This window comes from Streptomyces sp. NPDC055025 (assembly GCF_053608565.1).
This window is the reverse complement of record NZ_JBSGVS010000023.1, coordinates 14,577-35,166: the sequence shown is the minus strand read 5'-3', so window position 1 is coordinate 35,166 and position 20,590 is coordinate 14,577. Positions and strand designations below refer to the sequence as shown.

The window sequence follows — 20,590 nt, the reverse complement described above, 5'->3', positions numbered from 1 at the left end:
GGTCCGCCTGACGGCCCCCGGTCCGCCTCGGCGGGAGAACCCGGGGGCCATGGCTCGGCGCGTCAGTCAGCGACGCGCGTCAGCCGTACGACCGGGATGTCCCGGTCGGTCTTCTTCTGGTACTCCTCGTACGGAGGGAACAGTTCCACCAGTCCCGGCCACACCCGGGCCTTCTCCTGCGCCGACAGGGTCTCCGCCCGCGCGGCGAAGCGCTCGGCACCCACCCGGAGCCGTACATCCGGGTCGGCCTCCAGATTGAGGTACCACAGCGGGTGCTCGTCGGCGCCGCCCTTGGACGCCACGAGCAGATAGTCGTCGCCGTCACGCCCGTAGATCAGTACGGTGCGCCGCAACTGCCCGGTGCGCCGACCGCGGTAGTCCAGCAGCAGACACTGCACTCCCTGGATCGTCGTACCGCGGGCGCCGTCGGACTCCTCGTACGTCCTCGCCTGCTCAGCCACCCAGCCCGTGGGGCTGATCACCACATCTTCGTCCTGCGCCATCCCGGCTCCTCCGCCTCGTCCGTCGCCAACGTGTCCCACCCTAATCAGCCCTGGGCGCCCGCTCGTCGGCCCGGGGGCCTCGTGACTCGCCGCGCGGTCAACCACCGAGTAGCATCCGCCGAACACGCGCGAACTGGGAGGACATACCGTGGGGCGGCTGACCGGCGGAGACCCTTCTCTGCTGCGGCGGATCAACTCGGCCGTGGTGCTGCACGCCCTGCGGGGCGCCGGTCCTCTCACCCTCACCGATCTCACCCGGATCACGGATCTGTCCCGGCCGACCGTCGAGGGTGTGGTGGAGGGGCTGATCGAGACGGGCCTGGTCGTGGAGTGCGCCCCGGAGGAGGGCGAGACCCGCAAACAGGGCCGTCCCGCACGGCGGTTCCGGTTCCGCGCCGAGGCGGGCCATCTGCTGGGGATCGAGATCGGATCGCACCGGATCGCCGCACTGCTCTCGGGACTGGACGGCAGGATCATCGGCGCCGGAACGCGTGAGGTCTCGGAGAAGGCCGACGCGGACGAACGCCTGGAGCGGGTACGGCTGGTCGTCGCCGATCTCCTGCGGCGCACCGGTGTGCCGCGTGGCTCCCTGCGGGCGGTGGGGGTCGGCAGCCCCGGCATCGTGGAGGCCGACGGCACCGTACGGCTGGGCACCGCGCTCCCCCAGTGGACCGGGCTGGCGCTCGGTGAGCGGCTGCGCCGCTCGTTCCGATGTCCCGTCCTGGTGGAGAACGACGCCAACGCGGCGGCGGTGGCCGAGCAGTGGAAGGGCGCCGCCACCGACTCCGACGACATCGTCTTCGTACTGGCCGGACTCAGTCCCGGGGCGGGCGCCATGATCGGCGGCCGGCTGCACCGGGGGTTCGGCGGGGCGGCGGGCGAGATCGGCGCGCTGCATCTGCTGGGCCGCGATGTGACGCCCGAGAAGCTTCTGTCGACGACGGACGAGCCGCTCCATCCGCTCGACGAGCAGGCGGTGGCGAAGGTCTTCGCCCATGCCAAGGAGGGCGACATACGCGCCCAGGAGGCCGTCGAGCGGTTCATCCAGCGGCTGGTGCACGATGTGGCGGCGCTGGTGCTGGCGCTCGACCCGGAGCTGGTGGTGATCGGCGGCTGGGCGGCCGGGCTCGACGGCGTACTGGACCCGCTGCGCGGTGAACTCTCCCGCTACTGTCTGCGCCCGCCCCGGGTGACGCTCTCGCTGCTCGGTGAGGCGGCGGTGGCGACGGGCGCGCTGCGGCTGGCCCTCGATCACGTCGAGGAGCAGCTCTTCGCGGTGGAGAGCACGGTGACGTCCCGCCGGGACCGATGAGGTCGGCCGGGGCCGGTCAGGTCCCGCCGGGGCCGGTCTCCGTGAACTCCCCCGCGGGCGCCCGGTTTCAGGACTTCAGGACGCCCTGCGCTCCTGCGGGTGATCGCCGGCGTGGTCGCTGATCTCCAGGTCGCCGGAGGCGCCGAAGGTCAGCCGGCAGGTGTCGGCGCGGTAGGTCGCCACCGAGACCGCGGCCGTACGCCCGTCCACCACATAGCGCGTCGTGACCACGAGCACCGGAGCGCCGGGCAGCCGGTCCAGCGCCTTGGCGTCGTCCGCGCGCGCGGAGCCCAGCTCCACCGCGCGGTCCTGCCCGTCGAGGCAGAGCCGCTGGAGCTCACGCAGCACGCTACGGGCGCGGGCGGGGCCGGACGGCGAGTCGATCGCCGACAGCTCGGGCACGGACGAGGACGGTACGTAGAGCAGCTCGGCCGCGACGGACTGACCGTGCGTGACCCGGATCCTGCGGACCGTGTGGACCTCTTCGCCGGTCTCCGTCTCCAGCAGCCGGGCCACTCCGGCGCCGACGGGCGCCAGGGAGCAGTCGATCGGCTGCCAGGCGTCCTGGGCGGCGCCCGGCCATTCGTGCTGGGCGGTCGAGACGTCCACCCCCACCCGGGGCGGCGCGACGGTGGTGCCGACACCGCGGCGGCGCTGGAGCCGGCCCTCCAGCTCCAGCTGTTCGAGCGCCTGCCTCAGCGTGGCGCGCGCGACGCCGAAACGAGCGGCCAGTTCACGCTCGTTGGGCAGGATCTCACCCACCGCGAAGTCGGAGTCGAGTGCTTCACCGAGAACGGTCTTGAGGTGCCAGTACTTAGGCTCCGGCGCTGTTTCAAGCTGCGTGGTCCCCACCCTGATCCTCCGCAATCGCCGTGTCCCCGGCGGATTTTCCGTGCAATGTTTATTAAAGGTTCCTGCACTAACTAGCGACGATAGGACCGCCCATCCAGTTGGTCAAGACCAATCCTGCTTCGGTCACCGAGAGAAGTCACTCCCCGACTCAGGGTGTTCACAGTACGTTCGTACGCCGGTGAGAGACGGGGAACACGGAGACCCGCGGCCGGAATGGACGCGGGGTCCCGTAACGCGTGGAGCGGCGAGCAGGACTTACAGGGCCGGGCGCTCCGATGTGACGCCACTGAGCTTGTCCGGATTCCGCACGATGTGGACGGCGCGCACCATGCCGTCGGCGATCTCCAGCTGAAGGACGAGATCCGGCTTTCCGTCACGGAGGAACAGCAGCGCCACGGCGCCGTTGATCTCCACGGTCCGGCTCTCGTAGAGACCCGCGTCGCCCGCGACGCCGGCGAAGAACCGCGCCACCTTGTCGGCGCCCTCGACGACCCGCAGCGGCGCCTTGGCCTTGCCGCCGCTGTCGCCGACGAGCCTGACGTCCGGCGCCAGCAGACCGATGAGGGCCTCCATGTCTCCGCCGCCCGCCGCCGCGAGGAACCGCTCGGTGAGATCGCGGCGTTCGGCGGGGTCCACGTCGTAGCGGGGCCTGCGCTCCTCGACATGGCGGCGGGCCCGGCCCGCGAGCTGACGGACCGCGGCCTCACTCCGGTCCAGTACGGCGGCGATCTCGGCGAACGGGAAGCCGAAGGCCTCACGCAGGACGAACACCGCGCGCTCCAGCGGCGAGAGCGACTCCAGGACGATCAGTACGGCGAGCGAGACCGAATCGGCCAGTACGGCGCGCTCGGCCGTGTCCGGCGCGGCCGGACCGTAGTCGGTGACGACCGGCTCCGGCAGCCAGGGGCCCACATAGGCCTCGCGCCGCGACTGGGCCTGGCGCAGCCGGTCGATGGCGAGACGGGTGGTGATCCGTACGAGATAGGCGCGTGGCTCGCGGACCTCCGTGCGCTCTTCCCCGCTCCAGCGCAGCCATGCCTCCTGCACCACGTCCTCGGCGTCGGCGAACCGGCCCAGCATGCGGTAGGCCACCCCGGTCAGTACGCTCCGGTGCCTTTCGAACTCGTCGGTGCTCGTCGTCTCGGTCGCCACCGTCCCATCCCAGCCCACGGTCCGCCGGCTGTCCAGGTGACGCGCGGCGCGCCGTGCCCGGTACGGGAGTTGGCGAGGGGGAGGTAGGGCGGAGGCCGCCCGGTTCTTCGGTCGCCCGGTTGTTCATACGGGGTTCGCGCGGTGGCCGCCACCGGGGACTAGGCATGGCACGACACCCCGGCATCCACCTGCCCAGGAGGCTCATCGATGTCCAACAGCCCCGGAAACAACGCCTCTCCGGCCCCGTCCCCGGCCGCGGACGCCGCCGGCTCCGCGGACTCCCCCGCCCGCCGCAGTGTGCTGCGCGGGTCGCTCGCCGCCTCGGCCGCGCTGGCCCTCCCCGGTGCCGCGCTCGCCACCGCCGCCCCGGCCCAGGCCAGATCGGGACGGCCGGGTGCCGCCTGGGGCGTACAGACCGGTGACATCACCACCTCGACCGGGTTGGTGTGGGTACGGTCCGACAGGACCGCCCGGATGACCGTGGAGACCTCGGCCACCGAATCGTTCCGCCATGCCCGGACCTGGCACGGACCCCTGCTCGGCCCCGGCGGCGACTTCACCGGCACGGTCCCGCTGAGCGGACTGCCCGCCGGTGAGCAGGTGCACTACCGGGTGACTCTCGCCGACCCGCACGACCCCCGCCGTACCGGCGAGCCGGTGTACGGCACCTTCCGTACCGCGCCCGCGAAGCGCCGGCAGGGGGTGCGCTTCCTCTGGTCCGGCGACATCGCGGGCCAGGGCTGGGGCATCAACCCGGACATCGGCGGCTTCCGGGTGTACGAGGAGATGCGCCGGCTCGACCCGGACTTCTTCCTGTGCAGCGGGGACACGATCTACGCGGACGGGGTGATCGAGCCGAGCGTGACGCTGCCCGACGGCCGGGTCTACCGCAACATCACCACCGAGGAGAAGTCCAAGGTGGCGGAGACCCTCGACGAGTACCGGGGCAACTTCCGCTACAACCTGCTCGACGCGAACGTCCGCCGGTTCAACGCGCAGGTGCCGTCGATCGTCCAGTGGGACGACCACGAGGTGCGCAACAACTGGTACCCCGGCCAGATTCTCGACGACGTGCGCTACACCGAGAAGAACGTGGATGTGCTCGCGGCACGCTCCACACAGGCGTTCCACGAGTACTTCCCCATCTCCGGCGGGGGCGCGCGCGGGACGGACCGGCGTGTCCACCGGGTGGTGAACCACGGGCCGCTGCTGGATGTGTTCGTCCTCGACATGCGGACGTACCGCAACGCCAACTCGCCCGGCCGGCAGTCCGACGACACGACCGGCATCCTGGGCGCGGAGCAGCTCCGCTGGCTCAAGCGCGAGCTGGCGCGTTCCCGGGCGGTGTGGAAGGTGATCGCCGCCGATATGCCGATCGGTCTGGTCGTACCGGACGGTACGGCGAACATCGAGGCGATCGCCCAGGGCGATCCCGGCGCCCCGCTCGGCCGGGAACTCCAGATCGCGGAACTGCTGCGGTACATCAAGCACCGGCGGATCACCGGCACGGTGTGGCTGACGGCGGATGTGCACCACACCTCCGCGCAGCACTACGAGCCGGAGCGGGCCGCGTTCAAGGACTTCGCGCCGTTCTGGGAGTTCGTCTCGGGACCGCTCGCCGCGGGCCAGTTCCAGGCCAGTGCCCTGGACGGCACGTTCGGCCCGAACCGGGTGTATGTGAAGGCTCCCGACCGGGCGAACGTCTCGCCGATGGAGGCGCCGCAGCTCTTCGGCGAGGTCGACATCGACGGCGGCAGCGGTGAGCTGACGGTGCGTCTGCGCGCCGAGGGCGGCTCCGTGCTGTTCACCAAGGTGCTCCAGCCGGGCCGGGTCGGGCAGTAGTCGGGTCGGTCAACGGGGGCCGGGTCACGGGCGGTTGGCATCCACCGCCGCCCGTACCCGGGGCGTCCGCCGCCGCCCGTACCCGGCCGTGCCGTGTCCGGCGAGGGCGTCCGAGCGCCCGCGCTCCCTCGTCCGAGGCCGATTGTCAGTGCCGGGATCTACCGTCTTTTCCATGACGCGATCCACGCAGGCCATGGCCTACTCCCGTCCGTCCGTCCTGGAGAGCGCCCCGGGCGGACAGCTCCTCGGTCTGGAGACCTCCGGCGGGCTGACCCCCGCCGGCGCCGAGGCGCACCCCCGGTTCTTCTCGGGCTTCCTGGCCTCGCCCCGGGCCGCCGCCCGGGGGCTGCTGGCGGTCGCGGATGTCGCGGGCGCGCGCTATTACCAGCGGATACTTGGCAGTTCGCTGGACCCGGTGGTGACGGGGAACGGCGACCGGCTGCGCTTCGAGTCGTTCTCCGGCTGCTGCGGGGTGTACGCGCGCCTCGATGTGGAGCCGGACGGTCTCGACGGCGCCCGGACGGGGCACGGCACGACCAATGTGGATGTGAACAGCCCGCTGCGCGAGGCCCTGTCCCGGATGACCGGCGACGATCCGCTCCATCTGCGGGTGGGTCCGGACGAGCTGGCGGTCACCACGGTCCGGGGGCCGGTGGTGGAGAAGAAGGTTCCGCTGCCGGACCGGTGGCTGCGGGGCTTCGCCGAGGCCCAGGTCGTCTGCGCGGGGTTCGATCTGCGGGCCGAGCTGTCCGCCGGGGAGGCCGTCCGTTTTCTGCGCTCGCTGCCGCGCGGCTCGGGCGCGGCCTCGCGCGGTGCGCGCTGGGTCGTACCGGCGGGGAGGACTCTGCGGCCGACCACCCGGCCGGTGCCGGGAGCCGTCTGTCTGCCGGGGCCCGAACGGCTGGCCGCCTTGCAGCGCGTGCTGCGGGACGCCACGGCGCTGCGGGTGTACGGGCCGGTGACGGACGGGGCGCCGACGGCGAGTGCCTGGGAGGCGGTGCTCCCGGGGATGCGGCTGACACTCACCCTGTCACCGAGCGCGGCGCGCGGATTCTCGGGCGAGGGCGGGGTGCTGGAGTCGCTGGCCACCGGAGAGGCGGCGGAGGACGCCGAGCTGGTGTCCGTACTGCTGGCGTGGGAGCCGCGGATCGACCCGGCGGAGCTGGCCGCACAGGCGGGGCTGACGGCCGTGCGGGTACGGGCGGCGCTGACCCGGCTCGGTACGGCCGGCCGGGTCGGGTACGACCTCGCGGACGCGTCGTACTTCCACCGTGAGCTGCCGTACGACGCGGACCGCGCCGAGCGGCACAATCCACGGCTGGTCTCGGCCCGCGCCCTGCTCTCCTCGGGGGCGGTGACACTCGACGGTGAACTGGCCGCCGTGGCCTCGGGCGAGCGGCGCTACCAGGTGCGGGAGGCCGACGGAGTGCTGAGCTGCACCTGCCGGTGGTGGGCGGAGTACCGGGGCCGACGCGGTCCGTGCGCCCACGCGCTGGCCGTCCGGATGGCGCGGCGCGAGTCCGTCGTGATGAGCGGGGCCGCGCGATGAGCGGGCTTCTCGACGCCGTACGGGCCGGGCGGGTCCAGGACATTCCGGCGCTGGTCGGACCGCTGAGCGCGGCGGACAGGAAGACGGAGCTGGCCGCGCTGAAGGCGTTCCGCACGGAGATGCGCGGCTGGCCCTGGGGGCGGTGGCGCGAGCGCGGCAAGGCGGGGTACGCGCTGCTGGTGGCCGGGGCCGGCTGTCATACGGGGGCCGCGGCGACGGCCGCCTGGATCGGTGCCCGCGATCTGCGCGACGGGCGCGGGGTGCCCCATCGTGAGCTGCTCGCTCTGCTCGCGGAGCGTGATCCCGGCTGGCTCGGGGATGTGGCGCACCGGCTCGCGGGCCGGGCGTCGACCGCTCAGCTCGACTATCCGCTGATCGCGGGCCTGGTGCGGCTCGCGGGATGTCCGGTGCCGGCCACCGACGCGTTCGTGCACGGCTGGGCGGAGGCCATACCTTCGCACGGCGGGCTCCTGCCCGCGCTCCGGGCGGATCCGCTGGTGCGGACCATGGTGCCCCGGCTCTTCGGGACGGCCGAACTCTCCTCGCCTCTCGGCTGGTACGGCGATGCCGAGGAACCGCACCACTGGCCGACGGCGCTGACCGTTCTCGCCGAGGAGGGCGTGGTGGAGCGCGGTCTGCTCGTCGACTCCGCCATCGCGCGGCTGCTGCGCGGCGGCACACCGGGTGATCTGGGCTTCTTCCTGAATCTGCTGCGCCGGCTCGCGCTGACCGCGGACGAGGAGCGGGAGCATCTGACGGACTGGATCGGTATGGCGGCGGACGGGACCTCGCCCGTCGCGGGGTACGCGCAGGGCGTGCTCGGCAGGCTGGCGCTCGCCGGTGATCTGCCGGTGCGAAGCCTCGCGGACATGTCCCGGTCGGTGCTGTTCCGGCCGGAGAAGAAGCTCGTCAGGGCCCAGCTGGTGCTGCTGGGCAAGGTCCTGCGCGCGGACGGCGGCTGCGCCGGTGAGCTGCTGCCCGCCGTCGCCGATGTCTTCGGACACGAGGACACCACCGTCCAGGAGCGCGCGCTGAAGCTGGTGGCGCGTCATCTCTCCGCCGCCGGTGCCGAGGCGCGGGCGGAACTGGCCCTGGCGGCGGCTTCGTTGAGCCCGGTCCACCGGGCGCGGGCCACCGAGGTGTTCGGTGAACCGCCGCCGGAGCCGGATCCGGTCCCGTACGAGGAGATCCTGCCGCCGGTGCCGGTCCCGGCCCGTCTCGCTCCCGCCCCGGCGGGCCTCGCCGAGCTGGTCGAGGAGGTGGTGGCACTGGTCGTCTCGCGCGAGCGCGAGGAGGTGACCTCGTTCGAACGGACGCTGGACGGGCTCGTACGTCATGCCTACCGGGACCGGGCGGCGCTCGCCGACGCGCTCAGGCACGCGCTGGCCGACCGCTGGTGGCTCGACGGCGATTCGGAGCAGGACCGCGACCGGCGGTTCTCCAGGATCCCCCATGGAATCGAGGTGGTGGCCGCCTCCATATGCGAGCGGGTCTCCGTCACGGCGCTGTGGAACACCAGGGCTCGGGCGGCGGTACGGCAGTCCTGCGCGCACACCGTGCTGAACGGAGTCACCGAGGCGCGGCTGTGGGAGGCCGCCTATCTGCTGCGCACCCGGCCGCTGCCCTTCCTGCTGGCCACGCCGACCTGGCGGACGGGCGCCCTGGATCCCGATGTCCTGGTCGAGCGGCTCAGCGAGTACCAGCGGCTCTGTGCCACCCCGGCTCCGGTGGACTTCGCCCAGGCCCTTCTGCGGATACGGCGCGACACCGGCCCGGAGGCGGCGCGCGCGGCGGCGGCGCTCGGCGCCCCCGAGGGTGGCCGGATGGCCGCCTGGCTCAGCGGGGACGGAACGGCACTGCCCGCGCTCGAACCCGCCGCGGGGCCCCGGCAACCGACGGCGGACAAGTCCGCCGGGGAGGGCCGCCGCCGGCTGGAGTCGGTGACGGGCCGGATAGGCGCGGTCAGGGAGCGGCTGGCGATCCACCGGGAGTTCCCGCCGGCCTTCCGCTGGCTGGGTAGTCCCGTGCGGCCCGCCGGATCGGGGTGCCATCACTGGGTCGGGGGCGAGAGCGCCCACTGGTCCGCCGTACTGCCCGAGGACCGGGAGACACTCGCCGGGTGGCTGCTGCCCAAGGCGGCGGCCTGCGCGGAGCACGACCAGCGGGGCGGCTCCTGGTGGCTGCCGGTGCTCGCCGAGAGCGGCGGTCCCGCCGGTGCCGGCCTGCACCGGGGGCTCGCATACGGTCTGGGCGCCCGGCATCCGGCCGACCGGCTGTCGGCCGTGGACGCGCTGCTGGTGCTGGCCGCCCGCGGTGACCTGGACGGACCGCTGCTGGGGCGGGAACTGGCCACACTGGTGACCTCCGGGGCGGTCAAGGCCGGCCGGCTGGCCGACGCCGCTCGCACGGCCGCGGAGACCGGTGCGTATGCCACGGTCTGGTCGGTGCTCGGCGCCGCGCTGCCCGGTCTGCTGGCGGCCGGGACCGCGCGACCGGGCCTCGGGGAGCTGCTGTCCGTGGCCGCCGAGTGTGTGGAGCGCTGCGGCGCGCGGGACGGGATACCGGGTCTGGCCGCATCGGCGGGCCGCGGCGGATCGTCACGGCTCGCCTCCCAGGCGGCCCGACTGCTGGCCGCATTGCGTCAGGGAGACGATCACTACAGGCCAGAATTGGCCAAAGATCGCCCAAATGGGAACAGATCCATCCTTAACCCATCAGTCACAAACCGTTCGTGATCACGCAACACCATTCCGTCAGAGTGAGGTCATGACCAATGTGACGTCCGCCAAGAGTGTCCGCCGCCCCCACCACTGGCGACGGGACCTTGTCGAACTGGCCGCCCTGTTCATCGCGGTGGCGGTCGCCGACTCCGTGGCGAACATGATCGCGCATGGACCCGACGGTACGTTTCTGCTGTTCGCCTCCGCCCTGACCCTGATCGCCACCGCCGCCTTCCACACATGGTGGGCGCGGAGGCACGGTCATGCCCCGCCGGCCTCCGCCCTCTCCGACCCCGGTCCGACCGTGGCCGGCGGGACCGTGACCGGTGGGGCGGGCACCGGTGGGGCGAGTGTCGGCGCCCTGCCCGTTCCGGCCCTTCCGGACCCCCGCCGGGGAGCGGTACCCGCCGAGACGGTGGAGACGGTGCTCTGGCGGATGCGGACCACCGTGCGGGACGAGCCGGGCAGTCTGGCCGCGCTGTGCACGGCGTTCGCCACGCTCCACGTGGACATCCTCACCCTCCAGACCCATCCGCTGGCCGAGGGCACGGTGGACGAGTTCCTGCTGCGCGCCCCGGCCTCGCTCCAGGCGAAGGACCTCATCGGCGGGGTCTCGGCGGCGGGCGGCAGCGGCACCTGGATCGAGCGGGCCGATGCGCACGACCTGGTGGACACCCCGACCCGGGTGCTCGGCCTGGCCACCCGTACGGCGCTGGACGGCGCCGAGCTGCCCCTCGCGCTGCGCCAGTTGCTGGGCCGCTGCACGATCCACTCGCGGCCCGGCGTCCCGGTCACCGGACGCGCCGCCGGTGAGAGCGCGCCGGTCGAGGGCGTGCTGGACGGGACGGAGATGCGGCTGCACGACCCGAACGGCGGAAGCATCACCGTGGAGCGCCCGTATCTCGCCTTCACGCCCACCGAATTCGCCCGAGCCCGCGCCCTGGTCGAGCTGGACGCACGGCTCGGCCCGCGTATCCCGCGCAGCCAGGACGTGCTGACGCTCCCGGAGGGCGAGGAGATCACCGTACGGCGCGCCGACCGTGACGATCTCGACGCGGCGCTCGCCATGCACGGCCGCTGCTCCGAGCGCACACTGAGCCAGCGCTACCACGGCCCGGTGGGCGACGCGGACCGCTATCTCCAGCATCTGCTCAGCCCGCGCTTCGGCCGTACGCTCGCGGTCGAGTCGGCGTCCGGACGGCTGGTCGCCCTCGGGCATCTGCTCTGGGACGGCGACGAGACCGAGGTCGCGCTGATCGTCGAGGACTCCTGGCAGCGGCGCGGTATCGGCTCCGAGCTGCTCGGCCGGCTGGTCGCGCTCGCCGTGGAGGCGCACTGCACCAGCGTGTACGCGGTCACCCAGGCGTCCAACACCGCCATGGTCGCGACCATGCGTGACCTGGGTCTGCCGCTGGACTACCAGATCGAGGAGGGCACGCTCGTCATCACGGCCCGGCTGGACCCGACATCCCTGTCGATGCTGCCGCCGTACGGGGACTCCGGTCTGTTCGACCACGAGCAGGCCGACCGCTGAGCGGCCGTACCCGCCCCGTCCGAACGGACCCGCCTCCAGCGGGCCGAACGTCTCGATCCGGCCAAACTCGAAGAGAGGCCGGAGTCCGCTCCGGTCCCCGGCCTGCCTGTCTCCAAGCGGAACGAATCCGGCTCTTGGCCCGAAGTCGCCCCCGCCACCTTCCGGGCTCCTGCCTGGCGCTTCTCACGTGGTCCTCCGGCGGGGGGGGATCAGGGGCCGCTCAAGCCTCCGTCGTCGGCCAATCCGCCCGTGCCACGGAATCCATGATGTGACGACGGCGTCTCTCTTGGAGAGGATGGCCCGCATGTCAGACACAGCCGGCAGCGCGCTGCCCCGCCAGGTCGCCGACGCCTACGTCGACGCACTCATCGAACTCGATCCCATCACCGGCACCTTTCTGGGCGTCGCGGAGAGTTCCCGTCACCTTCCCGATTTCTCCCCGGCCGGTCAGCAGGCGCTCGCCGATCTCGCCCGCAAGACCCTCGCCCGGCTCGACCGGGCCGAGACGCTGCCGGGCGCGGACGCGGATGCCGAGCGGTGCTGCGGCCGGCTGCTCCGTGAGCGTCTGACGGCGGAACTCGCCGTCCATGACACCGATGAGGGGCTGCGCAAGGTCAGCAATATCCACTCGCCGGCGCATCACATCCGCGATGTGTTCACCGTGACACCGGCCGAGACGGACGAGGACTGGGCGGCGATCGCCGAACGGCTCCGGGCCGTGCCCGCGGCGCTGGAAGGTTTCCGCGCCTCGCTCGCCCTCGGACTCGAACGCAAGCTGTACGCCGGGCCGCGCCCCACCGCGACCTTCGTCGGCCAGCTCACGGAGTGGGCCGGTGAGGAGCGCGGCTGGTTCGAGGACTTCGCCTCGGCGGGCCCGGACTCTCTCCGTACCGAGCTGGACGACGCCGCGCGCCGGGCCACCGCCGCCGTCGTCGGGCTGCGCGACTGGGTCCGCGATGTGTACGCGCCCGCCGTCGAGGACGCGCCGGACACCGTGGGCCGGGAGCGCTACGCCCGCTGGTCGCGCTACTTCAACGGCACCGATCTCGATCTGGACGAGGCGTACGCGTACGGCTGGTCCGAGTACCATCGCCTGCTGGCCGAGATGCGGACCGAGGCCGAGAAGATCCTGCCCGGCGCGGGTCCCTGGGAGGCGCTCGCGCATCTTGAGGAGCACGGCGAGCACATCGAGGGGGTCGACGAGGTCAGGGAGTGGCTCCAGAACCTGATGGACGAGGCCATCGAGGCGCTGGACGGCACGCACTTCGAACTCGCCGAGAAGGTACGGAAGGTGGAGTCCCGGATCGCCCCGCCCGGCGGGCCCGCCGCGCCGTACTACAGCAGCCCGTCCGAGGACTTCTCCCGGCCGGGCCGCACCTGGCTCCCGACCATGGGCGCCACCCGCTTCCCCGTCTACGACCTGGTGTCCACCTGGTACCACGAGGGGGTGCCCGGCCACCATCTCCAGCTCGCCCAGTGGACACTGGTCGCCGATCAGCTCTCCCGCTACCAGGCGACCGTCGGCATGGTCAGCGCCAACGCGGAGGGCTGGGCGCTCTACGCGGAGCGGCTCATGGACGAGCTGGGCTTCCTGCCGGACGCGGAGCGCAGGATCGGATATCTGGACGCGCAGATGATGCGTGCCTGCCGGGTGATCGTGGACATCGGTATGCATCTGGAGATGGAGATCCCGGCGGATTCGCCGTTCCACCCGGGCGAGCGCTGGACACCGGAGCTGGCCCAGGAGTTCTTCGGGAACCACAGCGGCCGTCCCGCGGACTTCGTGGAGAGCGAGCTGACCCGTTATCTCTCGATGCCGGGCCAGGCGATCGGCTACAAGCTGGGCGAGCGCGCCTGGCTGCTCGGGCGGGAGAACGCCCGTAAGGCACATGGCGACGCGTTCGACGCGAAGGCGTGGCACATGGCGGCGCTGTCACAGGGCTCGCTGGGTCTGGACGATCTGGTGGAGGAACTGTCCAAGCTCTGATCGGCGACCGGCGACCGGCGGTGGCAGTGGCGACCGGCGGTGGCGGCGGTGATTGACACGGCACGCCGACGCGCGGCTGCCGGGCCCGGCCGAGAGGCACGGGCCCGGCGGCGGCCGGCCGGCTCAGCGGCGGAAGCCGCCCTCCGAGTCGATGACCTGACCGGTGATCCACTCCGCCTCGTCGGTGGCGAGCCAGGCGATCAGCCGGGCCGGTTCGTCGGGCATGCCCCAGCGTCCGGCCGGGAACAGCGCGGCGACCGCCTCGTACGCGGATCCCGTCAGATAGCCGGTGTCGACGGGACCGGGGTTGACGGTGTTGACCGTCACCGCGAGATCCGCGAGCGAGGTGGCCAGGGACCGTGTCGCCGAGGCGAGGGCTCCCTTGGCCAGCCCGTACGCGATCTCCTCCGGCATACCGCCCCCGAGATCCTGACCCGAGGTCATCATGACGACCCGGCCGCCGGGGGTACGGGCGGGGAGCTTCGCACGCAGCCGTGCGTACGCCTGGACGAGCAGGATCACCGAGCGGGTGTCGGTCGCCCAGTGCGCGTCGAGCATCGCCGCGTCGACGGTGTCGAGCGTGCCGTCGAAACCGCTGAGCGCGTGGTTGGCGACAAGGATGTCGAGCCGTCCGCCGAGCGCCTCGGCAGCGGTGCCGATCAGTTCGGCGGGTGCCCCGGGCCCGGACAGGTCCCCGGGCCCGTGCGTCACCCGGGCCGCCGGATCCGCCCGCGCCTCCCGTACATGGGCGGCGACTCCCTCCGGCCCCTCGGGATCGGCGCCCCAGGGCTGGTCGGCGTCGTGCGGGACATGGTGATGGAGATGGACGCTCGCGCCGTAAGCGACCAGCCGCCGCGCGACCGCGCAGCCGATACCGCCACGGCGGCTGGCCCCGGTCACCAGCGCGGTCCGGCCGCGCAGCGGTAGCGGATCACGGCGCAGGGACAGGGGGGCGGGGGAATCGGCGGGGGAATCGAGTGCGGACATGGGCGCCCATGTTCGTCGGTACGGCGGTGGATGTCATCCGGGTTTCCCGGCCCCGGGCACACCCCGTGCCGTACCGCGCGGGGTGTGCGCCGTACGGCACGGGAAGCGCGCCGTACGGCCGGTCAGCAACCGCAGTACGCCGCGCCGACGGGTGCGGTCAGCGGATCGGCGTCGCGCCGTTCGAGTCCCTCGGCGGTCTCGGTCTCGAAGCCCTCCCGGATCCAGTACTCGATGCCCCCGAGCATCTCCTTCACCCGGTAGCCGAGACCGGCGAGGGCGAGCGCGGCGCGCGTGCCGCCGTCGCAGCCGGGGCCCCAGCAGTACGTGACGACCGGCACCGACTTGTCGAGAAGCCGCTCGGCCTGCTCGGCGATCAGCGCGGTCGGCAGATGAACGGCTCCCGGAACATGTCCCTGGTCCCAGGACTCGGTGGAGCGGGAGTCGAGCACGACAAAGCCGGGGTCACCTCCGGCGGCCAGCGCGGCGGCGACATCGGAGACATCCGTGTGGAAGGCGAGGCGCGCGCCGAAGTAGGCGACGGCTTCCCCGGGCGAGGCGGGCGGCACCCGCAGTACGGAACCGCCGGCGGCCGGCGGAGCGGAGGCGGAAGCGGGGGCTGAGGCGGGGGCCACGGCGGGAGCTGAGGCGGGGGCCACGGCGGGAGCTGAGGCGGGGGCATGGGTGCGGGCGGAGGCCTGGGAAGAAGTGCGGGAATGTGTGGTCATGACCAGAAATCTACGGTCGTCGTCCCGTCCTCTGAAGAGCGATTCCCCGGTCCTCGCCTTGATGGACGGGTGCTTTCCCTGCTATTTCTCGTTGATGACCGAGTTTTCGCCGGACGCCACCGACTGGCACCTGCTGGATGTGCTGCAACGGGACGGCCGGATCAGCTTCGCCGAGCTGGCCAGAGCCGTCTCCATGTCCGCGAGCGCCGTGACCGAGCGGGTGCGGCGGCTGGAGGAGGCGGGGGTGATCTCCGGCTATACCGCGGTGGTCGACCGTGAGCGGCTCGGCCGGCCCATCCTCGCCTTGGTGCGGTTGCGCTATCCGAACGGCAACTACAAGCCGTTCCACGATCTGCTGGAGGCGACCTCCGAGATCCTGGAGGCCCACCATGTGACGGGCGACGACTGCTTCGTACTGAAGGTCGCCGCCCGTTCGATGAGCCATCTCGAAGAGATCTCCGGCCGGATCGGCACCCTGGGCTCGGTCACCACCAGCGTGGTCTACTCCTCGCCGCTGCCCCGCCGCTCCCTCAGCCGCTGAGAACCCCCGTCGGCCGGGTCAGTCGCCGAGCGCCCCCGCCAGGCGCGGGCGTACCGCCGAGCCGTGCCGTTCCTTGACGATCTCCAACTGGGCGGGGATACGGCGGCGCAGATCCGCGACATGGCTGACGATGCCGACGCTGCGGTCGCGCTCCCGCAGCGCGTCCAGGACGTCGAGGACCTCGTCCAGCGTCTGGTCGTCCAGGCTGCCGAACCCCTCGTCGATGAAGAGGGTGTCCAGCCGTACGCCACCGGCCTCGTCGGTGACGACATCCGCGAGACCGAGCGCCAGGGCGAGGGACACGAAGAAGGTCTCGCCGCCCGAGAGCGTCGCCGTGTCGCGCGCGCTGCCGGTCCAGGCGTCGATGACCTGGAGCCCCAGGCCCGACCGGCGGAGACCGCCCGCTCTCGCGTCGGAGTGGACGAGGGCGTACCGCCCGGAGGACATGCGCTGGAGCCGTACGGTGGCCGCGGCGGCGACCTGTTCCAGCCGGGCCGCCAGGACGTAGGACTCCAGGCGCATCCTGCGTTCGTTGTCGGCGGAGGTGCCCGAGGTGAGCCCGGCGAGGCGTGCCACCCGGTCGTACTCCTCGCGCACCGGGCCGAGCGCGCGTACCTCCGTCTCGGCCAGCCGGGAGAGTCTGCCCAGTTCGGCGCGGCGGTCCCGGGCGGTGGAGGCGGCGGCCGACGCGTCCCGCAGGACTCGTTCCGCCCGGTCGTGGGCGGTCCGCGCGGCGTCGGTGGCGGCGGGCGGACGCGCGGCGGCGTTCCGGGCGTCGGGTTCGGCGAGCCGGTCCGCGACCGCGGCGGCCTCGGCCTGGAACGCGTCGAGCCGGTGCTGGAGTTCGCGCCGGCCGGTATCGGTGAGCAGGGCGGCCTCGGCGGCCCGCGGCGTGTCGAAACCGGCCCGGAAGGCGGCGGTCGCGAGCCTGCCGTCGGCCTCCTTCAGCCGGAGCGCCGTGGTGTCGACCTCGCGCACGGCCTCGGCGGCCTCGGCCAGCCATCCGGCCCGGCGTTCGAGCTGTCCGGCGCGCTCCGCGACGGTCTCGGCGTCTCCCCTGGCGCGGATCAACTCGGTGCGCAAACCGCTCTGTTCGCGGTCGAGGGCTTCGCGCCGTGAGGTACGGGCGGCGACCCGGCGTTCGGCGTGCTGTCGCGCGGCGAGCCGCTTCTCGTGTTCGCGCTCGGCGCGGTCGAGGGCCTCGCGGGCCGCGTGCGTACCGGCCGCGAGCCGGTGCGCCTCGGCGTGCTCCCGTTCCAACTCCCCGGTGAGCGCGGTGAGTTCGGCGACACCGGCACCCTGGCCCGCGCCCTGGCCCGCTCCCCCGCCGACACCCCCGCCCGCGCCCCCATCCCCGGGCGTCTCTCCCGTACCCCCGGCCGCCTCGCGGGCGGCCGCGTACCGCTCCATGAGCGCGACATGCTCGCGCTCGACCGTGTCACGGGCCTTCGCCGCCCCCTGATGGGCCGTCAACGCCGCTTCCTCGGCGGCCGGTTCGACCTGTCCTTCGGTGGCGCGGGCGGGCTCGGGGTGGGCCGTGGAGCCGCAGACCGCGCACGGTTCGCCGTCCATGAGCCGGGCGGACAGCTCCGCCGCCATGCCCCGCAGCCGCCGCTCCCGCAGTTCGAGCCAGGTCTCATGGGCGGTGTTGGCATGCTCCCTGGCCTGGCACAGCCGCCGCTCGGCCTCTTCGGCCGCCGCTTCGAGACGGTCGCGCCGGACGGCGGCCTCAAGCCGCCGCCGGGCGGGTTCGAGCCGCCCCGCGAGCTGTTCGGCGCGTGTCGCCGCGTCCTGGGCGGCCTCGATACGGTCCCGCAGCGCCTGGCGCTCGGACTCCCAGTCCGCCAGCCAGCCCGCCGCGTCCTGGAGGATCTCCTCGTCGGCGCGCGCCTGCCGGTCCAGTCCGGCCCGTTCCTCGGTGATCTCGGCGCTGCGCGACTCCGCGCGCCGGGCCGCGTCGAGAGCGCCCAGCTCCTCCCGCATGGTCCGCTCCAGCGAGGCCAGTTGCTCGGCGCCCGCCTCGGCGAGATCGGGCGGCAGGAGCGCCCGGGTGCGGTCGTACTCGTCGCGGGCCTCCCGATGCGCCTCCTCGGCGTCGTCGCGCAGGGCGAGCGCCGGGGCCACCAGCTCGGCCTTGTGGGCCCGTTCCAGCAGCGCCTGGTCCTGGTCGTGCTCGGGGCGGCGCGCTTCGAGCGCCTCGGCGCGCAGCCGGGTGTCGGCGAACCGCTTTTGCAGTCCGGCCAGTTCGTTCGCGGCGTCCAGCTCGCTCCGGGCGGCGGCCCGTCGGCTCTCGGCCGCCGCCAGCGCCGACTCGGCGATATCGGTCCGCTCCTGGGCGGTGGAGCGGGCGACCGCGGCCCACTCCAGGACGGCCTGGGCGAGCCCCGCCTCACCCGGCCGGCTCTCCGGGAACGAACTGCCGTCCGCGGCCTGGGCGACGCGCTGTGCGACACCGAGCAGCCGTTCGTCACCCGCGCGTACCCGGTGTTCGGCGGCGCGGCGCAGTTCCGCGAGCCGTTCCTCCACCGCGGCGAACCGGCGGGTGTCGAAGAGGGTGCCGAGGAGCTTGCCGCGCGCCTCGGCGTCGGCGCGCAGGAAGCGGGCGAAGTCGCCCTGGGGCAACAGCACCACCTGGCAGAACTGCTCACGGCTCATCCCGAGCAGTTGGCCGATCTCCTCCCCTATCTCCTGGTGGGAGCGGCTCAGTGCCCGCCAGTCGGCGCGCTCGGTGTCGTGCTCGCGCAGCAGGCTCTGTGCCTTCTCCGTGGTGAAGCCCTTGGCGCGTTTCTTGGGACGCTGCTGTGCGGGCCGCCGGGTGATCTCGAACCGCCGTCCGCCCACGGTCAGTTCGAGTGTCACCTCGGTGGCGGTGCCGGGGGCCGCGTGATCGCTGCGCAGGGAGGCTCCGGGGCTCTGCCGGGCCCCGGGGACCGCTCCGTAGAGCGCGTAGCAGACCGCGTCGAGCACGGAGGTCTTCCCCGCGCCGGTCGGGCCGTGCAGCAGGAAGAGCCCGGCGGTGGAGAGCGCGTCGAAGTCGACGGTCTGGGTGGTGGCGAAGGGGCCGAAGGCGGTGATCGTCAGCCGGTGCAGTCTCACCGGCCCACCTCGCGCTTCGCGGCGTCGACCCGTACTTCGTCGAAGGCGTCGCGCAGCACGGCGCGTTCGCGGTCGTCGGGCCCGGCACCGCCCCGTACATGCGCCACGAAGTCCTCCGCGATCTGCTGGTCGGTACGGCCCGCGAGCCGCTGGGCGTAGGAGGCGAGCGGGTCGTCGTCCCCGCGTTCGGGGGCGAAGACCAGACTGAGGGTGTACGGGAAACGCCCGGTGAGCCGTGCCATGGGTTCGGCCGGGCGCACCGGATCGGTGAGGGTGGCCTCGACCCAGGAGTCCTCGTGACGGGCGAGCCCGGGATCGTCGAGCAGCGCGTCGAGGGGGCCGCGGATCCTGGCCAGGGGGCGCGGCACCGGGCAGTCGACGCGCTCGGCGTCGATCCCGCCGTCCGGTCCCAGCTCCACCAGCCACATGGTCTTGCGGTGAGCGGTCTCCGAGAAGGAGTACGCGAGCGGGGAGCCCGCGTAGCGGACGCGCTCGGTGAGGGTCTGGCAGCCGTGGAGATGGCCGAGTGCGGCGTAGTCCGCGCCGTCGAAGATCCCCACGGGTACGGAGGCCACTCCCCCGACGGTGATGTCGCGCTCGCTGTCGCTGGGCGCCCCGCCGACGACGAAGGCATGGGCGAGGACGACACAGCGGGTGCCGGGGGCGCGTCGCGCGAGGTCGGCCCGTACCCGCTCCATCGCGGCGCCGAGCACCGCCTCGTGTGCGGCCTTCGCCGCCTTGAACTCGTCCCGCACCAGGGCCGGTTCGAGATACGGCAGTCCGTAGAAGGCCACCTCGCCATGGGCGTCGGAGAGGAGTACGGGGGTGTCGCAGCTGGCCGGATCGGTCCGCAGATGGATCCCGGCGTGCTCCATCAGTCCGGCGCCGACGCCCAGTCTGCGCGCCGAGTCGTGGTTGCCGGAGATCATGACGGTCGGTACACCGGCCCCGGCAAGGCGGTGCAGCGCACGGTCGAAGAGCTCCACGGCGGCGAGCGGCGGCACGGCCCGGTCGTAGACGTCGCCCGCGACCAGGACCACGTCCACGTCACGGTCCCGGACGGTCGCGACGAGATGGTCGAGGAAGACGGCCTGGGCGTCGAGCAGGCTCACGCGGTGGAACGACCGGCCGAGATGCCAGTCGGAGGTGTGCAGAATCCTCAAATGAAGGCCTCGCCGCCCAGTTCCAGTACGGCCGTCCCGGCCGTGGTGTCGGCGAGCCAGGCGCGGAAGGACGCCAGGTCCGCGTCCGGCAGGCCGATGCCGATGGTGACCGACTCGCCGTACCGCACCTCGCGCACCGTACGGCCCGTGGCGCGCAGATCGTTCTCCAGCCTGCCCGCGCGCTGGTGGTCGACGGTGACGGTGGCGAGCCTGAAGCGCTGCCGTGTCACCGTCCCCAGGGCGTCGAGGGTCTCACCGACCACTCCGCCGTACGCGCGGATGAGTCCGCCCGCGCCGAGCTTGACCCCGCCGTAGTAACGGGTGACGACCGCCGCGGTGTAGCGCACCTCACGCCGTATCAGCATCTGGAGCATCGGCGCCCCGGCCGTACCGCCGGGCTCGCCGTCGTCACTCGCCTTCTGTACGGAGGCGTCGGCGCCGATCACATACGCGTAGCAGTTGTGGGTGGCCGTCGGATGCTCCTTGCGGACGCGCGCGACGAAATCCTGCGCCTCCCGCTCGCTCGCGGCGGGTGCCAGCGCGCAGAGGAAACGAGACCGGTTGATCTCGGTCTCGTGCGTACCCGCGCGGGCGACGGTCCGGTACTGCTCCTGCATCTCCCCACCC

15 protein-coding genes are annotated in these 20,590 nt (G+C 72.9%); 7 read left to right on the top strand and 8 right to left on the bottom strand.

The genetic code is table 11. The annotated features are described in order from the left end of the window. Positions 1-62: 62 nt before the first annotated feature. Positions 63-503 carry a nitroreductase family deazaflavin-dependent oxidoreductase gene (locus tag ACWGDX_RS16275; RefSeq protein WP_453626087.1) on the bottom strand — a complete coding sequence of 147 codons (441 nt, stop codon included), beginning with the start codon at positions 501-503 and terminating at the stop codon, positions 63-65. 148 nt (positions 504-651) lie between these two features. Between ACWGDX_RS16275 and ACWGDX_RS16270 the strand changes: the two genes are divergently transcribed. Continuing rightward, positions 652-1,815: an ROK family transcriptional regulator gene (locus ACWGDX_RS16270; RefSeq protein ID WP_363081933.1), complete on the top strand. Its 1,164-nt coding sequence runs from the start codon at positions 652-654 to the stop codon at positions 1,813-1,815. 75 nt (positions 1,816-1,890) lie between these two features. On the opposite strand, the gene ACWGDX_RS16265 is transcribed toward ACWGDX_RS16270, so the two are convergent. After that, positions 1,891-2,667: a GntR family transcriptional regulator gene (locus tag ACWGDX_RS16265; RefSeq protein WP_382855491.1), complete on the bottom strand. Its 777-nt coding sequence runs from the start codon at positions 2,665-2,667 to the stop codon at positions 1,891-1,893. A gap of 255 nt (positions 2,668-2,922) precedes the next feature. Then, entirely contained in the window at positions 2,923-3,819 is an 897-nt protein-coding gene (gene sigJ, locus ACWGDX_RS16260) for an RNA polymerase sigma factor SigJ (RefSeq protein ID WP_453626085.1), read from the bottom strand. Positions 3,820-4,026: 207 nt separating this feature from the next. On the opposite strand from sigJ, the gene ACWGDX_RS16255 reads away from it, so the two are divergent. From ACWGDX_RS16255 to ACWGDX_RS16235, 5 genes are all read left to right on the top strand, one after another. Beyond that, on the top strand, positions 4,027-5,661 hold the full coding sequence (locus ACWGDX_RS16255) for an alkaline phosphatase D family protein (RefSeq protein ID WP_453626083.1): 1,635 nt from the start codon (positions 4,027-4,029) through the stop codon (positions 5,659-5,661). 172 nt (positions 5,662-5,833) lie between these two features. After that, positions 5,834-7,210, top strand: coding sequence for an SWIM zinc finger family protein (locus ACWGDX_RS16250; RefSeq protein WP_453626081.1), 1,377 nt, complete (start codon positions 5,834-5,836; stop codon positions 7,208-7,210). Next, complete coding sequence (locus ACWGDX_RS16245; protein WP_453626079.1) at positions 7,207-9,945, top strand: DUF7824 domain-containing protein; 2,739 nt, start codon at positions 7,207-7,209, stop codon at positions 9,943-9,945. Before ACWGDX_RS16250 ends, ACWGDX_RS16245 begins: the two co-directional genes overlap by 4 nt. A gap of 31 nt (positions 9,946-9,976) precedes the next feature. Next, entirely contained in the window at positions 9,977-11,464 is a 1,488-nt protein-coding gene (locus tag ACWGDX_RS16240; RefSeq protein ID WP_453626077.1) for a GNAT family N-acetyltransferase, read from the top strand. Between the two features lie 304 nt (positions 11,465-11,768). Then, entirely contained in the window at positions 11,769-13,451 is a 1,683-nt protein-coding gene (locus ACWGDX_RS16235) for a DUF885 domain-containing protein (RefSeq protein WP_453626076.1), read from the top strand. Between the two features lie 123 nt (positions 13,452-13,574). On the opposite strand, the gene ACWGDX_RS16230 is transcribed toward ACWGDX_RS16235, so the two are convergent. Further along, the gene (locus ACWGDX_RS16230) at positions 13,575-14,438 is read right to left on the bottom strand and encodes an SDR family oxidoreductase (RefSeq protein WP_453626074.1); all 864 of its coding nucleotides are present in this window, start codon (positions 14,436-14,438) and stop codon (positions 13,575-13,577) included. Between the two features lie 122 nt (positions 14,439-14,560). Beyond that, on the bottom strand, positions 14,561-15,163 hold the full coding sequence (locus ACWGDX_RS16225) for a rhodanese-like domain-containing protein (protein ID WP_453626072.1): 603 nt from the start codon (positions 15,161-15,163) through the stop codon (positions 14,561-14,563). A gap of 94 nt (positions 15,164-15,257) precedes the next feature. On the opposite strand from ACWGDX_RS16225, the gene ACWGDX_RS16220 reads away from it, so the two are divergent. Further along, entirely contained in the window at positions 15,258-15,704 is a 447-nt protein-coding gene (locus ACWGDX_RS16220) for an Lrp/AsnC family transcriptional regulator (protein ID WP_453626070.1), read from the top strand. 18 nt (positions 15,705-15,722) lie between these two features. On the opposite strand, the gene ACWGDX_RS16215 is transcribed toward ACWGDX_RS16220, so the two are convergent. The 3 genes from ACWGDX_RS16215 to ACWGDX_RS16205 are packed head-to-tail and all read right to left on the bottom strand — an operon-like array spanning position 15,723 to position 20,580. After that, on the bottom strand, positions 15,723-18,800 hold the full coding sequence (locus tag ACWGDX_RS16215) for an AAA family ATPase (RefSeq protein WP_453626068.1): 3,078 nt from the start codon (positions 18,798-18,800) through the stop codon (positions 15,723-15,725). Next, positions 18,797-19,963, bottom strand: a complete 1,167-nt coding sequence (locus ACWGDX_RS16210) for an exonuclease SbcCD subunit D (protein WP_453626066.1) — start codon at positions 19,961-19,963, stop codon at positions 18,797-18,799. Before ACWGDX_RS16210 ends, ACWGDX_RS16215 begins: the two co-directional genes overlap by 4 nt. Further along, positions 19,960-20,580: a YigZ family protein gene (locus ACWGDX_RS16205; protein WP_453626064.1), complete on the bottom strand. Its 621-nt coding sequence runs from the start codon at positions 20,578-20,580 to the stop codon at positions 19,960-19,962. Before ACWGDX_RS16205 ends, ACWGDX_RS16210 begins: the two co-directional genes overlap by 4 nt. Between the last annotated feature and the right edge of the window lie 10 nt (positions 20,581-20,590).

Excerpts from the sequence above, each read along its gene's own strand:
- ACWGDX_RS16275 (WP_453626087.1), bottom strand. The coding sequence starts at position 503 with ATGGCGCAGGACGAAGATGTGGTGATCAGCCCCACGGGCTGGGTGGCT.
- ACWGDX_RS16255 (WP_453626083.1), top strand. The coding sequence starts at position 4,027 with ATGTCCAACAGCCCCGGAAACAACGCCTCTCCGGCCCCGTCCCCGGCC.
- ACWGDX_RS16250 (WP_453626081.1), top strand. The coding sequence starts at position 5,834 with ATGACGCGATCCACGCAGGCCATGGCCTACTCCCGTCCGTCCGTCCTG.
- ACWGDX_RS16245 (WP_453626079.1), top strand. The coding sequence starts at position 7,207 with ATGAGCGGGCTTCTCGACGCCGTACGGGCCGGGCGGGTCCAGGACATT.
- ACWGDX_RS16240 (WP_453626077.1), top strand. The coding sequence starts at position 9,977 with ATGACCAATGTGACGTCCGCCAAGAGTGTCCGCCGCCCCCACCACTGG.
- ACWGDX_RS16235 (WP_453626076.1), top strand. The coding sequence starts at position 11,769 with ATGTCAGACACAGCCGGCAGCGCGCTGCCCCGCCAGGTCGCCGACGCC.
- ACWGDX_RS16230 (WP_453626074.1), bottom strand. The coding sequence starts at position 14,438 with ATGTCCGCACTCGATTCCCCCGCCGATTCCCCCGCCCCCCTGTCCCTG.
- ACWGDX_RS16225 (WP_453626072.1), bottom strand. The coding sequence starts at position 15,163 with ATGACCACACATTCCCGCACTTCTTCCCAGGCCTCCGCCCGCACCCAT.
- ACWGDX_RS16220 (WP_453626070.1), top strand. The coding sequence starts at position 15,258 with ATGACCGAGTTTTCGCCGGACGCCACCGACTGGCACCTGCTGGATGTG.
- ACWGDX_RS16205 (WP_453626064.1), bottom strand. The coding sequence starts at position 20,580 with ATGCAGGAGCAGTACCGGACCGTCGCCCGCGCGGGTACGCACGAGACC.